The sequence below is a fragment of the Paenibacillus chondroitinus NBRC 15376 genome, assembly GCF_004000765.1.
GTDB classification, from domain to species: domain Bacteria; phylum Bacillota; class Bacilli; order Paenibacillales; family NBRC-103111; genus Paenibacillus_E; species Paenibacillus_E chondroitinus.
Map to the genome: position 1 here is coordinate 230,464 of NZ_BILW01000003.1, position 14,350 is coordinate 244,813.

16 protein-coding genes are annotated in these 14,350 nt (G+C 44.8%); 4 read left to right on the plus strand and 12 right to left on the minus strand.

Translation table 11 applies throughout. The annotated features are described in order from the left end of the window. Window positions 1-141: 141 nt before the first annotated feature. From PCH02S_RS05610 to PCH02S_RS05625, 4 genes are all read right to left on the minus strand, one after another. Window positions 142-585, minus strand: a complete 444-nt coding sequence (locus PCH02S_RS05610) for a hypothetical protein (protein ID WP_127450876.1) — start codon at window positions 583-585, stop codon at window positions 142-144. 88 nt (window positions 586-673) lie between these two features. Then, window positions 674-1,669 carry an oxidoreductase gene (locus PCH02S_RS05615; RefSeq protein ID WP_127450877.1) on the minus strand — a complete coding sequence of 332 codons (996 nt, stop codon included), beginning with the start codon at window positions 1,667-1,669 and terminating at the stop codon, window positions 674-676. A gap of 97 nt (window positions 1,670-1,766) precedes the next feature. Beyond that, on the minus strand, window positions 1,767-2,519 hold the full coding sequence (locus PCH02S_RS05620; RefSeq protein ID WP_127450879.1) for an SDR family oxidoreductase: 753 nt from the start codon (window positions 2,517-2,519) through the stop codon (window positions 1,767-1,769). A gap of 29 nt (window positions 2,520-2,548) precedes the next feature. Further along, the gene (locus PCH02S_RS05625; RefSeq protein ID WP_127450880.1) at window positions 2,549-3,028 is read right to left on the minus strand and encodes a carboxymuconolactone decarboxylase family protein; all 480 of its coding nucleotides are present in this window, start codon (window positions 3,026-3,028) and stop codon (window positions 2,549-2,551) included. Between the two features lie 144 nt (window positions 3,029-3,172). Between PCH02S_RS05625 and PCH02S_RS05630 the strand changes: the two genes are divergently transcribed. The 3 genes from PCH02S_RS05630 to PCH02S_RS05640 are packed head-to-tail and all read left to right on the plus strand — an operon-like array spanning window position 3,173 to window position 6,632. Then, the gene (locus PCH02S_RS05630; RefSeq protein ID WP_127450882.1) at window positions 3,173-4,621 is read left to right on the plus strand and encodes a spore germination protein; all 1,449 of its coding nucleotides are present in this window, start codon (window positions 3,173-3,175) and stop codon (window positions 4,619-4,621) included. Next, a complete protein-coding gene (locus PCH02S_RS05635) occupies window positions 4,618-5,676 on the plus strand; it encodes a Ger(x)C family spore germination protein (protein ID WP_127450884.1) in 1,059 nt (352 codons plus the stop codon). The genes PCH02S_RS05630 and PCH02S_RS05635 overlap by 4 nt, the downstream gene beginning before the upstream one ends. After that, a complete protein-coding gene (locus PCH02S_RS05640; RefSeq protein WP_164819457.1) occupies window positions 5,613-6,632 on the plus strand; it encodes a GerAB/ArcD/ProY family transporter in 1,020 nt (339 codons plus the stop codon). Before PCH02S_RS05635 ends, PCH02S_RS05640 begins: the two co-directional genes overlap by 64 nt. Window positions 6,633-6,675: 43 nt before the next feature. Here the strand turns inward: PCH02S_RS05640 and PCH02S_RS05645 are convergent, their stop codons facing one another. The 8 genes from PCH02S_RS05645 to PCH02S_RS05680 form a co-directional block, all read right to left on the minus strand. Next, the gene (locus tag PCH02S_RS05645; RefSeq protein WP_246068960.1) at window positions 6,676-7,587 is read right to left on the minus strand and encodes an RNA polymerase sigma-70 factor; all 912 of its coding nucleotides are present in this window, start codon (window positions 7,585-7,587) and stop codon (window positions 6,676-6,678) included. A gap of 219 nt (window positions 7,588-7,806) precedes the next feature. Next, entirely contained in the window at window positions 7,807-8,397 is a 591-nt protein-coding gene (locus PCH02S_RS36325; protein WP_246068961.1) for a DUF3892 domain-containing protein, read from the minus strand. Between the two features lie 77 nt (window positions 8,398-8,474). Continuing rightward, entirely contained in the window at window positions 8,475-9,320 is an 846-nt protein-coding gene (locus PCH02S_RS05655) for an ABC transporter permease (RefSeq protein ID WP_127450888.1), read from the minus strand. Continuing rightward, on the minus strand, window positions 9,304-10,107 hold the full coding sequence (locus PCH02S_RS05660; RefSeq protein ID WP_127450890.1) for an ABC transporter permease: 804 nt from the start codon (window positions 10,105-10,107) through the stop codon (window positions 9,304-9,306). Before PCH02S_RS05660 ends, PCH02S_RS05655 begins: the two co-directional genes overlap by 17 nt. Continuing rightward, window positions 10,082-11,101 (minus strand): ABC transporter ATP-binding protein, encoded by a 1,020-nt coding sequence (locus PCH02S_RS05665; RefSeq protein WP_127450892.1) that lies wholly within the window; start codon window positions 11,099-11,101, stop codon window positions 10,082-10,084. The genes PCH02S_RS05660 and PCH02S_RS05665 overlap by 26 nt, the downstream gene beginning before the upstream one ends. A 229-nt stretch (window positions 11,102-11,330) precedes the next feature. Then, window positions 11,331-11,588: a hypothetical protein gene (locus PCH02S_RS05670; RefSeq protein WP_127450894.1), complete on the minus strand. Its 258-nt coding sequence runs from the start codon at window positions 11,586-11,588 to the stop codon at window positions 11,331-11,333. Between the two features lie 87 nt (window positions 11,589-11,675). Then, window positions 11,676-12,560, minus strand: coding sequence for a DUF3298 and DUF4163 domain-containing protein (locus tag PCH02S_RS05675; protein ID WP_127450895.1), 885 nt, complete (start codon window positions 12,558-12,560; stop codon window positions 11,676-11,678). 1 nt (window position 12,561) lies between these two features. Further along, window positions 12,562-13,071 (minus strand): RNA polymerase sigma factor, encoded by a 510-nt coding sequence (locus tag PCH02S_RS05680; protein WP_127450897.1) that lies wholly within the window; start codon window positions 13,069-13,071, stop codon window positions 12,562-12,564. A 196-nt stretch (window positions 13,072-13,267) separates the two neighbouring features. On the opposite strand from PCH02S_RS05680, the gene xerS reads away from it, so the two are divergent. Then, a complete protein-coding gene (xerS, locus tag PCH02S_RS05685; protein WP_127450899.1) occupies window positions 13,268-14,350 on the plus strand; it encodes a tyrosine recombinase XerS in 1,083 nt (360 codons plus the stop codon).

Below are 14,350 nucleotides of genomic sequence, written 5' to 3' on the forward strand. Positions count from 1 at the left end.
ATAAGATAATAAATGGAAATAAACTAGATCTAAACCACATATTAAAAATTCATAAACTGAGAATATGAAACAAAAACGGGATAAAGTTTGCTGTCAAAAGCCGCGACAACAACTTTATCCCGTTATGAGGTTATTCGACCGTCAGATGGTGCCAACCGCCAAATCTATGCCGATCGCCGCTCCTTTAAATTCCTTGCCAGTGAACGCAATGAGCGAAAGAAGGAACAGCAGTGAAACAAGAACAAATACTCCCATACAAATTTTAGAAGAAACTTTTTGTGCACGCGGCGAAATCGTAATCCCCCAACTAATCATAAAAGCCCATAACCCATTGCTGAAGTGGAATACCGCTGACAATACCCCGATCACATAGAGGACGAAGTAAGTTGGATTCGTAGCAATTTGATGCATCGTAGAACCAAGATCATCATGGGTGATAGTCCCTAGGTAGACTTGAAGGCGCGTATTAAAAAAATGCCAGAAAACGAAAATAAACGTAATTACCCCCGTTATACGTTGTAAAGTAAACGCCCAATTGCGACCGTAAGCGTATTGTCCTGAGTTGAAATTGGACTGATAAGCCATATAGAGTCCATACACGCCATGGAACAGGATCGGAATATAGATCCCAAAGATTTCGAAAACCCGAGGACGGTTGATAGATCAAACTTGCTTATATTGGAAACTTAATACCGGTAAGTTCTTCACTCATATACCAGAGGTGCTCCGCAAATTCCGGATTCGTCGCCCATGGTTTAACGCCTGGACCGCGAGGGTTATCGGCAGGAACGACATGAGCAATATCCACATTTTCGCAATAAACGCCTCCCTTGCCTTCCAATTGTTTATTCACAGCACACCAGACAATCGTAGCCGCACCTTCGGAAATTGTTTTGAACTCATCGTTATATTCGCTGAAGACCCGCTGCCCTTGTTCGTCCAAAGCCCCCATCGCATGCATTTCATCATCTGACAGGTTACGTGACAAGTCGGTTACAATCGAACCTGGATGGACGGAAAAAGCACGAACACCATAGGATTTACCTCGCTTGTCCAACTCTACCGCAAATAAGGCATTTGCAGTTTTGGATTGTCCATACGCTGTCCATTTTTCATATGGGCGAGTTTCAAAATGCGGATCGTTGAAGTCCATCCCGCTAATCGCATGACCACGCGATGAAACCGATACAACTCTTGCTCCCCTGGCTTTCACTAAAGCTGGCCATAATCTTGCCGCTAGTTGAAAATGTCCCAAGTGGTTTGTTGCAAACTGAGCTTCATACCCGCGGTGATCACGAGCCAGCGGCGATGCCATGATCCCGGCGCTATCAACAAGGATATGCAAAGGACGGTTCGAGGCAAGGAATCGCTCGGCGAATGCATCAATGGAATCAGGATCTAGAAGATCCAAAGATTCCAGTTCAACCCCAGGGATATGGGATACGGATGCTTGAGCTTTCCCCGGCGTTCGCGCGGGCACAATAACAGTCGCTCCGGCATTCGCAAGCACACGTGCGGTTTCGAGACCTAGACCTGAGTAGCCACCTGTCACAATCGCGAGTTTACCGCTCAAATCTTCTCCCCCAAGTGCTTCCTGCGCCGTTGTTCTTGGACCAAATCCGGATTGAATTGGAGCTTGTATCGTTATTTCGTTATTATTCTCTTGCATATGTGTATTCCTCCATAGTCATTGAATTTTTGGGCATAGGCTGAAGTCATTTCGCCTAGTTCCAAGAATAGTACCTGGATTATACTCGATGTCAATTTTAAATTTTCGAAGTGCTCTTTAACCAATCTTCGAAACGTGTCGTAGCGATACGTGCATCCCCAAGAGGGACAAGGGAATGTTGGTTCAATAGCACGCCGTAGTAACGTGAGTTTTCGTCTGTCACTACCTGCCGAGTGTCCTTTCTAGCGGTCATGAAGCGACGAACGAGTTCGTCAAGACCCATACGTTCCGGACCAGCCAGGTCCACAATACCATTAACCGGCGACGCAAGCGCATAATCTGCAACCGCGGCAGCGACATCGTCGGATACAATCGGTTGAATAAAGGCTGATGGCATCCGAACAGTTTCCCCTTCCGTGGAGAATTGAGCAATACTTTCAACGAATTCGAAGAACTGCGCCGCGCGAACGATTGTATATGGCACTTTAGAATCTTTAATCATCTCTTCTTGCGCCATTTTCGCACGGAAATATCCACTTTCTAGCAAGCCATCCGTACCTACGACCGACAAAGCCACGTGATGCTGCACGCCTGCAGCAACTTCTGCATCAAGAAGATTTCGTGTTGACGTTTTAAAGAAGTCTAATACAGCTTGATCTTCCCACGAAGGAGCGTTCGTAACGTCAACGACAACTTGTGCGCCGCTGATTGCCGCAGCAAGCCCCTCACCCGTAATGGAGTTGATGCCCAAGGAAGGTGATGCCGCCACAACTTCATGGCCAAGTTCACGCAAGTTATTTACAAGTTTTTTCCCAATAAGTCCGCTGCCACCGATTACAACGATTTTCATATGAATTCCTCCTGGTTTTATGATTGAAATTATTTGAGTCCAGCTTTCGATAAACCAAATGCAGCGTCAGCCGAGCCTGGAACTGTCTTGAACCCGACGTTGATTCGATTCCAAGCATTGATCGCCATGATGGAGAAGCTCAAATCTGACAATTCTTTCTCCGAGAACTGGCCCCGAACTCGATCATACACTTCATCAGATACACCATGTTCAGGAAGCTTGGTCAAGATTTCAGTCCACGCTAGTGCAGCGCGTTCGCGCGGTGAGAACAACGTGGATTCGCGCCAAATTGGGAGGTGATAGAGACGAAGCTCGCTCTCACCATGAATTTTGGCTTGTTTGACGTGCATATCCACGCAGAATCCACATCCATTCATTTGTGAAGCTCTGATGTGAACCAGATGCAGAATTGTTTCCTCAATGGAGCTATCCTTCTCAGCGTTGCTGAAGTCCATCATTTTTTTGGTGAATTCCGGTGATTGCTGCATGTAATTTATACGTTGTGTCATTTTTGTTACCTCCACTGTTTTTGATTTCATAACACTATTAAGACAATTGGCGTCTTCAAAGTGTGACATCCTACACCACCCTGCATAACGAAATAACACTCTGTTAATAATATCCAACATCTATTAAGCACGGGGTGATCCTCGATGAGTGAAATAAGCAGGTCAATCGAAGTGAACGAAGCCTATCTTAGAGAACAATTCCGTGATTGCTCGGATGTCGTTATAAGATCTTTTATGTTAAAAGATGAAACCAAACTCATCCTCGTCTACTTAGACGGGATGACTCGCATGCAAAGTGTCGAAGACAACGTACTCAAACCGCTGATTTTCAACGGTCTCCCCCAAGGTATGGATAGGATTCGATCCCTCGCCGACATGTTTAGCCAGGAATGGATTCCTTTGACGGATGTCAAGACGGACTGTACACTAGAAGATCTTGTCCAGCACGTCCTGCAAGGCAGCTTAGGAATATTAGTAGACGATGCGGCAACCGCGCTAATTGCACATGTGCAAGGATATGAGACAAGAGGTATTCAAGAGCCTAGGAAAGAAGCAACTTTACGGGGATCCAAAGAAGGATTCGTCGAACCTATTCGCACGAATACAACGTTGATTCGGAGAAGAATCGTTCACGCAGATTTGAAAATGGAGTCTTTTACGGTCGGGACTTATACGCAGACGGAAGTTGTCCTAGCCTATTTGAAGGGACTAGCAGATGAGAAAGTATTAACGGAGGTAAGAGATAAGTTGAATGCCATAGAGCTTGAAGGCGTTATCGACTCCGCTTATCTCGAAGAATGCCTTGAGAATAACTCATTCTCCATTTTCTCACAAATTCAGAATACAGAACGGCCTGATATTGTGGCGGCAAGCCTTTTGGAGGGAAAAGTCGCGATTATAACCAATGGGACCCCTTTTGTCCTAATTCTGCCCGTTACCCTATGGTCGGGTCTTCAATCGGCAGATGACTATTTCGAGAGGTTCATTTTTGTTTTTCTGACACGAATGATCAGATATGTTCTTACCTTTACTTCCTTTGCATTACCAGCAGTCTATGTTGCCTTATCGACGTTCCACCCGGAAATGGTCCCAAGCTCGCTCATGATTGAAATTGCAACAGCAAGAGAAAGCAGTCCGTTTCCGACCGTCATCGAAGTGTTCCTGATGATGTTTATTTTTGACGGGTTACAAGAAGCGGGGGTTCACCTGCCTAACCAACTTGGACCGGTCGTCAGCATTATTGGTGCGTTGGTTATTGGACAAGCCGCAGTTGAAGCCGGCATTATATCCACGCCGATTATTATCGTAATTTCCTTAACCGGTGTCGCGGCATACACCATTCCAAGGTACAGTGCCACCCTGCCCTTCCGTTTCATCCGCTACCTCTTGTTGTTCATAACCGGGTGGCTCGGTTTTGTCGGTTTCGCGTTTGGCATCATTTTTTTGCTGATTCATCTCGTATCGCTTGAATCCTTTGGAACGCCATTCTTGAGCCCGCTCGCGCCGTTTAATGCTAAACGCTTTAAAGATGTGATTATCCGTTATCCTTATAGGTTCAAGAATCTTCAAAATAAGAAAGGACGCCAAACATGATTCGCGCTAAGATTATCATGTGCGCATCCCTCATTTTTATGTTCTTCGTCTCAGGCTGTACAGATTTTGTAGAACCGAATCAATTGGCCTTCGTAATGGGAACAGCTATTGATCATGTAGAGAATGGCAACATCGAAATCAGCCACCAAATTGTTATCCCTTCCCAAATGAATGGTGCTTCCAAAGGAAGTGGATCCGGAGATTCGGACAGTTTCCTCGTCATGTCGGCCAAAGGTAGAGACGTTCTTGAAGCTAATCAAAAAATACAAAGAGAGATATCAAGAAAATTACTGACGAGCCATCGCATTATTGTTGCCATTAGTGAAGATTTTTTCCTGAAGAACGAAGTGGACAAGTTATTTGATAAACTCGGAAGGGATCCTGCCAACAATCAAAGGGACATTACCGTAATGATTAAAGGGAAAAGCGCAAAAGAATTCCTGATGACGAAAAATCCTTTGGAAAATCTCTCTAGTATAGCGATTGGCAAAGAAATGACTATCAATGGGATGAAAAAGTATTCTACACGGCAATTCGTTATCGATAGTGTTGCACTGGATCATCGCCCACTCATTCCGGTTATACAGATGAGAAATACGCAAACAAGCAAGAATAAAAAGGATCTACTGGCTGTACTATCCGGCTTTGCTGTCTTGAATAATGACCTTAAAATCGGAGGGGTTCTGGACGATTTGGAGGGGAATAAAAAAGCCTGGATGTCCGGGAAAGATGGGTTGCGAGTACTGACCATTCCATGGAAAGATGGCAAGGGCAATCTATCCTTCCGATTGACCCATCTTAATCGCGCAATGAAATCAGCTGCCGGCCCTGCTCCTTCTCAAGTAGCTGTAACTGTGAGAGCACAAGCTTATCTGCTTGAAAACACAACGCAACTTGACATGTCCGAAGTCAGCAACATGCTTGAAGTTCAGCGTTATCTCAATGAGAAAGTTAGTGAAGAATTGCAGCTTACCTTTACCTTCCTATCCATTTGGCCGCGGAGCATGCTCGTCAAGACTGTTGGCTTTCCATTCTGCTTGGAGGATTGGTTATGATGGCAGTCACTTGGGTTATGCTCCGTGTTTGTATGCAAAATAAGGATAAAACCATCGTCATCTTCATGAAGGACTTATTAGACACTTTTTTTGGCAAAATAATCGCCATCGTGTATTTTCTGTTGTGGTTTTTGCAAATGTCAACGATCGCAAAAGGGAATGCCGAGTTTGTGAATCTAGTTTTGATGCACAATACACCAATGATTATTATCTTACTCTTTATGTTGTTTCTCGTTGCTTATGCCGTATATAAAGGGGGCATTACGACGGTTAGCCGATGCGCAGAAGTTATAGGTCCAATCTTTGTTTTCACGTTGTTTATTCAATTATTTTTGAATCCTCAAGACATGGAAGTAACAAGAGTTTTACCTATCTATTCGGATACAGGTTGGTTGAAAATTGTTAAAGGCGCCTTGCATTCGTATACCTACATGGTGGATCCTTCAATCATTTTTATGTTGTTCTTTTTCGCAGAAAACAAGCAAACCGCCTCGCGGGCAATCCTTTGGGGAACGGCCGTTTCGATGATATGGGGGGTTTTAGCCGCTCTGGCGCTTCTATTCGTAACTGGTCCCGACGTGGCTACTCAATTGGTAATTCCAGTCTATTCTCTCACCAAATTTATATCCATTCTCAACTTCATTCAAAATATCGATGCGCTTTATATCCCATTATGGGTATTTGGTGCTTTCGTTAAGTTAGCGGTCTGCTTATTCATTCTAAGTTACGGATTGTCGGAGTGGACGGGCATCAGAAATTGGAAATATATTTCATGCGGCATGACGGTAATCTTACTGGCATTTCTCATCTATAGCTCTTACAATATTCAAATTTCTTATACGCTCAAGAACAAATTTCTTGTTAGTATCTTTTATCCAGCCGCTTATTTTGCCATTCCTTTAACCTTATGGACAATTGGCAGTATTAAGAAACGGCGCAAGTTGTCCGTACCATAGACAAAACTCCGATTCCCGCTTCAAGGCAGGGATCGGAGTTTTTTTACATGGAACTGGCTATATGTTTTAACTTATCTGGATTCAAAATAATGAAAATTCGCTGCACAGCCAGCTTATAGGCATCCCATTCAAAAGAAATGACGCCAGTTGGCACGCCATCTTTTGTTAACAATATTCCTTGCTGATCATTAACCTCGACGAGATGAGCGTCCGTTTCCGGAAATTTTGACGAAAGAGCCTGCAATATTTTAAGCACACGGTCTTTCATGTAAACAGGCACAGCTGCAGCCGACACTTTCCCACCACCATCCGCAACCAAGATGACATCCTCGGTCAATAAGTCCACGAGGGATTGAACGTTGCCATTCGAAAGCGCAGAGATAAATCGCGTCACCAGTTCCTTTTCCTGGGCGGGATGCATCATCAAGTAATCATTTTTTTCCGTAGATAAATCAACTTTTTTCTTGACCCGGCTATAAATCTTACGGCAATTCACTTCGGTTTTATTAAACATTTCTGCAATTTCGCTATGCTCATAGGCAAAAACTTCTCTTAAGATAAACACCGCTCGCTCTAGTGGGGTTAGTTTCTCCATCAGTACAAGAAACGCATAGGAAATCGTGTCATGACGCTCGATGCTATCGAGCGGATTATCCTCACTCAATTGGACCAATGGTTCCGGAAGCCAATTGCCTACGTAACTTATGCGTTTTTTTCGCGCCGATTTCAATTCATTCAAACACCGATTGATCATCATTTTGCTTAAATATGATTTCATATTGTTAATATTATCATTCAGATAACCGTGCATGCCGATGAACAAATCTTGCACCATATCCTCCGCATCGGAGCTAGAACCAAGCATGCGGTAAGCTATTGCAAACAAATGAGACTTATAGGTTTTATACAAATCTTCGATGTTATGAAGTTGTGGGTCCATGGTATAACTTTGCATAATAGCCTCTTCTCTTTGACTTAAAATTCAATCTGTTCTAAGTATTATGAAACAAATCCAAATAAACCATTCTCTGTGAAAAAACAGCCCAGTACCATCCATTAATAAGACAATTGGCATTGAGATTGTGTGACATCAGAAATGATATTTTTCGAGAAAAACCTTGAAAAAGTAAAAAAGCAGCTTGCTTGTCAGCAAACTGCTTAATGTCATCCCTTTTTAAAACCGGGGTAAATTCGATAAGTTGTTGCTTGGATCTCCATCCGGGTACGACCTTAGCGTCTTTTCCCCTTCACGATTTCGCCCCGTATTCACATCTTCAATTAATCCAGCTTCCGTCATCGCTATCGCATCCGCAATATCCACGATTCGGCCATCTTGGAATTGCACGCTGCGAATGCCGCCGTCTCCATAATGAACAGCTTGAATTATCGCTTTATTCGGATCGATCGTATGAGGTCCAGCCCCGTACTGCGTTCCATCTCTCATAAACGTACCGTACTGTGTAGGTTGACCATTCGCTCCATAGCCTGTATATCCGCCTTGGAACCCCACATTGCGCGCGTCCGCGTGGTTAATACCAGTATTTCGTTGACCATACGGGGCACTCATGTCGCCGGAAGATCCCGGAACAGGCATTCCGCCCTGGTAGGTCTGGTACTGATATTGATCATTACGGGCTTGCGGCATAAAATTTTGCTGCATGCTTGGTTGATACGATGACGTTGCTTGAAACGTTGGCTGCATCATACCGTTAGGTTGGCTTTGCATATTCGGATTCGGTACTGGACCGCGCCGGCGTCTTGACATTCCTATCGACTCCTTTGTTTTACGTAATATGTCTGCCACCTGAGTAGTATGCGCAGCTCATAAGGATGCTATGCCTTTTAACGTCTCAGCCCCATCATGTTGCCGGATGAATACCTTTTTAACCCTCCATAAAATAGGCTTATGGCGACAACGCAAAGGAATAGAGCAATACCAATGGCTGCTAAAATAAACGGCAAATCAATTTCGCGTAACAATCCAATCGGCAAGTAACTAATAAATCCCGCTGGCAGTACGGTGAATAAAACGATTTTACCTAGACCTTTAAAAATGCTGGTCGGATACGTTGTAAAAGTTAGAAGTGCATTATACAACTGCAAACTAAGTCCCTCCGTGCTGCCCAGCCAGAAGGCGAGACAATTTACAATGACCGTGAAAAATATAAAAATCAGCGTCGACAATACCATCGCCAGTGTAAATTTAAGTAAACCAAGCCCTGACTTATCTCCAAAAGCAGCGTAAATCAAAAGAGCAAATAAAACGTCACCAATGGCGCTAACCGACATCCGGCTAATAAGAACATGCAGCAGTACGGGCTTTGGCTGTGTTAAATAGATATCAAGTTGTCCGGTTGCAATCAGATTCGATATCCGGGTCGCATTGCCAAAGAATGTGGCCATCACCCCAAAACCTCCGGCTGCTACGGCCCACAGCATCATCACATCCTGCATCTCCCATCCATTCAACACATGGAATCGGCCAAAATAAATCCCCCAGAATACGATCCAAACCACATTATTGATAATCATCATGCCGGCGGTAAGCAGGAAACTCAAACGAAATTCCATGGCTCCCGCCAGATTGAGCTTCCAGCATGCCCAAACAAATCGAAGCAAACGCTTGAATTTCCCGGGCTGCCCGTATTCGCTGATTGTTGGCAAACGCTTGCTATCCACCGTTAACATTGAGTTTTGTCACTCCTTTCCGATACACGAGGAAGACGAGAACACCGATCACCAGCATCCAAATTAGCTGTGTGGAAATCGTTCCGGCCAGATTGGAAGCATCGAAAGCCACCGTTGTTTTGGCTGGGAGATAAACAATCGTTTGAAAAGGGAGCCAGCGGCCTACCTGCTGCAGCGCATCTGGAAATAGCTCCAGAGGCATCAGCATGCCGCCGATGGTAAATAGAAATTTATTGTACACAAATTCCAAACCCCGAGTCTCTTCCACCCAGAAAGCGCAAAGAGCTAATACCATATTCAGTAAAAAATTGACCGTGAAACCGCAAAGCGCAATAAGCGGAAGCCATAACAACCCATAGCCGAAATGCGGCGGCCCAATGATTATTAGCCCCAAAATGGTGCCAAGAATAGCGTTTACGATAAAACGGATGGCTGCTTCGCTCATGTATTCGACATAGTGGAACACGACAAAATTGACCGGACGAACGAATTTAAACACAATATCGCCGCTTTTCACTTCTTCTTCAACACGCGTGCACAAGCTGGGACTAGACAGAATCATCGATTCCGTTATGACCAGATACCACATAATCTGTTTAAAACTATAGCCGGCAATGGTATCTGTGCCTTCCCCATGGAACGTCGTCTGCCACAACTGAAGGAAAATATATAAGATCAAAAGCAAAAAGATCGATCGAATGAGAAAATCAATCATATAGGCAAATTGATTCCGGAGAGTGATTTTGCCAATAAAAACATACTTAACCGATTTGCTCCAGGAGTTCATGTTCCGTCCCTCCCTTGCCATAGTCCCCGTACATGCGAGTGATGATATCCTCCATAGGCGGATCTTCTACCGTGACGTCAACAATTCTATGAGCCGCCATGATCTGAGATAAGGCTGTTTCAATCGTTGTTCGCCCTGTATCCACCGAGAGGGAGAGTCCCACGCCGTTTTTTTCCAGTAACGTCACGCCTTCGAGTTCCATCTCGCCTGGTTCGTCCTCCAGCACAAGGCGTACTGTCTTGTGAGTCATGAAGCGCTGCTTCATCACTTGAACACGATCATCGAACACAATTCGTCCATGATTGATTACAATGGCTCTATCGCATAGCCGTTCAATGTCGCCGGCATCGTGAGAGGTTAGGAAGATCGTTGTCCCCTCTTCCCGCTTCAGCTCCAGAATGAGCTCACGGATGCGCTGCTTCACAACCACGTCTAACCCGATAGTCGGTTCATCCAGGAAGAGCACTTGGGGACGATGCAGCAAGGAAGCTGCAATTTCACAACGCATCCTCTCGCCTAGAGACAGCTTTCGAACGGTGGTCTGCAAGTAGGGACCAAGCTCGAATCGCTCAATAAGGTCGTCACGCCGCTTGATATAATCACTTCGCCGCAGCTCATAAATACGGCTCATCAGCTCAAAGGTATCGATCGGCGGCAGATGGTACCAGAGCTGCGATTTTTGGCCGAACACAGAGCCGATCTGATAACTAAGCTTGTTTCGCTCCTTCCAAGGACAACAGCCAAGTACTTCCGCCTCACCCGTGGAGGGATGCAGGATCCCGGTCAGCATCTTGATCGTCGTTGACTTCCCCGCTCCGTTCGGGCCGAGGAAGGCTAGCGTTTCTCCTCCAGCCGCAGAGAACGTAATGCCTTCAACGGCTACTTTCTCGGTGTATTGCGGCTTAACGAGCGCCTTAACACTGCCGATGAATCCTTCCTCTTTCTTCTTCATTCGAAATGACTTTCCTAACTGCTGAACACGTATCGACTCCATTAGCTCCACCGTCCTTTCATTCGCTAAAGCAAAAAAGACCTCTCGGTCCGTTTCGCCTATGCAGGCGGAACTTTCCGAAGGTCTTTTATCCCTTACGGTGTAACACGTCTTCATCCGTGTCGGCTTCGCTTGGTTCGCCATCCGCGTGGATTCGGATCCCTAGAAGCCCTTCCGTTTATTTTCCACATCTTAACACATCATGTCATGTACAGACAATACCCTTTTTCAATTAATTCCCAGATTGTTCAAGGGAATCAAGCTCCTGTTTGAGGGTAGCCGATTTCTGCTGCGCATCCTTAATTTGAGACTGCAGCTGCTGAATCTCCTGCTCCGCTTCCGAGAGTGCAGCCGCGGTAGCCTGGGAGTGAAGCTCCTGAGCTACCTGCAGGGTTTGTTCAGCAGCTTGCTCCGCTTTTTGGGCAAACTGTTTAATTTGTTCAATGTTTTGCTTATTGTCATCCTGATCTTGTTGGTTTTGTTGTGACATAAAAGAACCCCCAGCTCGAATTTTCCATACACGATTAATTTTAGTAAAATGAGCCGATCTTATTCCTCTCAGCCATAGCAGCTTGAATTATCGAAGATATTCGTCTTTGCTGACCAGAAGATCGGATATCACACCGGTCGGAATGACGAATTCAGGAACACCCATATAACCTGGCGCAACCTCATACTTTTGAAACGAAATCACAAGTTGACCGTCCGAATTAATGTAAAAGTTTTGATCTTTTTTAATGGACTTGAAGATTTCGCTCATCTGTACCGGTACCGTGGAACCTTCCACCCAATACACTTTTCCCTGATCCGATTTCATCTGCTCATTCATCTGTGACTTGATGTTCTCGCTGATCACCTCGATATACCGCTCATCCGTGAACAAACTGGGCAGTGTAATGAGAATCTCTTTCTTCTTATCTATCGTGTCGTATTGAAACGTGGTCGAAGAAGATCCCACCATGTTTACCACGTATCTTCCCACAGACAAAATGCGATCGTTATCGGTCTTCACGACATAACCGCTGTTTACGCCCAAATGCCCTCCGCTGCCAGCTGCTTTCATGTTATCCATTTCCGCCATGAAATCTTGATACTGCTTTTTCGCTTCTTCCTGATATTTTTGATTCAGCGATTCTTGAAGCTCCTTATTTTTCATGTCCGTAATCACTGGCACTTCCAACTTGGCTTCATATGTCTGGTCCTTAAACATATATTCTCTAAACGTGAGCACCTTGATCAAATTCCCCACCAGCGGCACTTCCGACAATGCATGAGCAAAAGCAGGACTTGTGTTGATACCAGCGACAAAAATAATCACCGCGGCAGCAGCAGTTGTCAACCATTTGAAACTTCTCTTTTTCTTCGTATGACGTTGGATGGCTTTCGTTACGATAAAATCAAGCTCTTTGGGGATCGGGACATCCGTATATTGTTGTTTCATTTCTTCTAATTTCCTATCCATCTTAGAGTGCCTCCTCTGGATTGTCATCGGTCATACGAATACGGAGCAGCCGCAGGGCTTGATATAATCGGGTTTTGATCGTCGAAATATTTTCACTCAGCACTTCGGCAATTTCGTCGATTTTCAAATCCTCAAAATATCTAAGGGTAATCACGCTGCGATACATGGTTGGCAGTTCATCCAGTGCTATCTCCAGATCCAAATTGGCATATACATCTTCACTGCCAGAGTCCATGGCTTCCAGCATCGTTTCGTCCACGACCTGCATGTTTTTGTGCTTCCGCAAGAAATCCAGCGAAGTGTTCACAACAATACGATAAAACCAACTCTTCATCGACGCTGTGTTTTTCAGCGACTCCGCCGAGGCAAACGCTTTATGGATCGCTTCTTGAACAATATCAAGCGCGTCTTCCTGATTTTTCACATAACTGTATGCCAAACGGTAAACGTGATCTTTATGTTCCGTTATACAGGTAATTAACAATTTCTCCAGATTGGGTTGCAGGCTCATGAGTGTAAAAACGCTCCTTTTAATACGCGCGTATTATGTGTCTTCTATGAGGTAGGACGTATAAGTGCGTCATAAAGTTTGGATCTAGCTATCATAACATAGGGGGTGAAGCCTCAGAGCCATCCTTCTTCTACCAATTTCCCTCCCTCACTGCTATACTTACAACATGCATACGTTAAAGAGGTGACCAGAGCCTATGAACATTATTAAAGTCAAAGACCGCCAAGAGTTAGAGAAAAGAATCCCCTCCATGCCTTGGTATATAGAGAAATTTATTAATTATAAGCTGCCCGATCTTTCCCCCTCCTCTTTGCTGGAGTACGTGCGCGATTATGAAATTTTCTTATCCTGGATGCTGGCCGAAGGATTAAGCACAGCCCCAACGATCAATCAAGTGCCTATCGAGGATTTAGAGGTATTACATATGGACAGCGTCGATAATTTCCGGATGTTCCTTGCTGTTCGGAGAGAACATGCGAATGTCAAAACGACCGTTAACCGGAAGCTTTCCGCACTCCGATCCCTGTTCCATTATTTAAGCCAAATAGCCGAAGACGAGAATTTCTACCCGCTGCTGAAGCGAAATGTCATGGCAAAAGTGGAAATCAAAAGGTCTCACAGGCCCAAGGATAGTGCCGCCAAGCTGGAAGGCAAACTTCTGCAGGAAGAGGAAATTGCCCAGTTCATCGACTATGTCCAGAATGGGTACGAGCATGATGTAGCCTCCAACAAGCAGGCTATCTACTCTTATGAACGCAACAAAATTAGAGATCTTTGCATCATTACGTTAATTTTGAATTCCGGTCTGCGCGTATCCGAAGTGTTTAATCTGAATGTCGATGATATCGATCTGAAGAAGAAGTTAACGCATGTCTACCGCAAAGGTAAAAATGATGATACGTTCAAAACGCCTGTCTACTTCCGTCAGGATGCCATTGAGGCGCTAACGGATTATCTAGCTATTCGGCAAACCCAATATAAGCCGCAAAAAAAAGAAAAAGCCCTCTTCCTTGCCATTGCGAATGGCAAAAAAGAAGGCGTTCGTATGACCAAACGGGCCATACAAGAACTCGTTATCAAATATGCGAAGCGTTTCGGCAAACCGTATTTGTCCGTTCATAAGCTGCGGCATTCATTCGCCACGGATTATTACTTGCAGAACGATTTATACAAAACACAAGAGCAGCTTGGGCACGCTTCGCCGGAAACGACGCAAATTTACGCGCATCTGACCGATCGAACCATGTCCGAAGCGATTGATAAACGATTGGAATCCTGA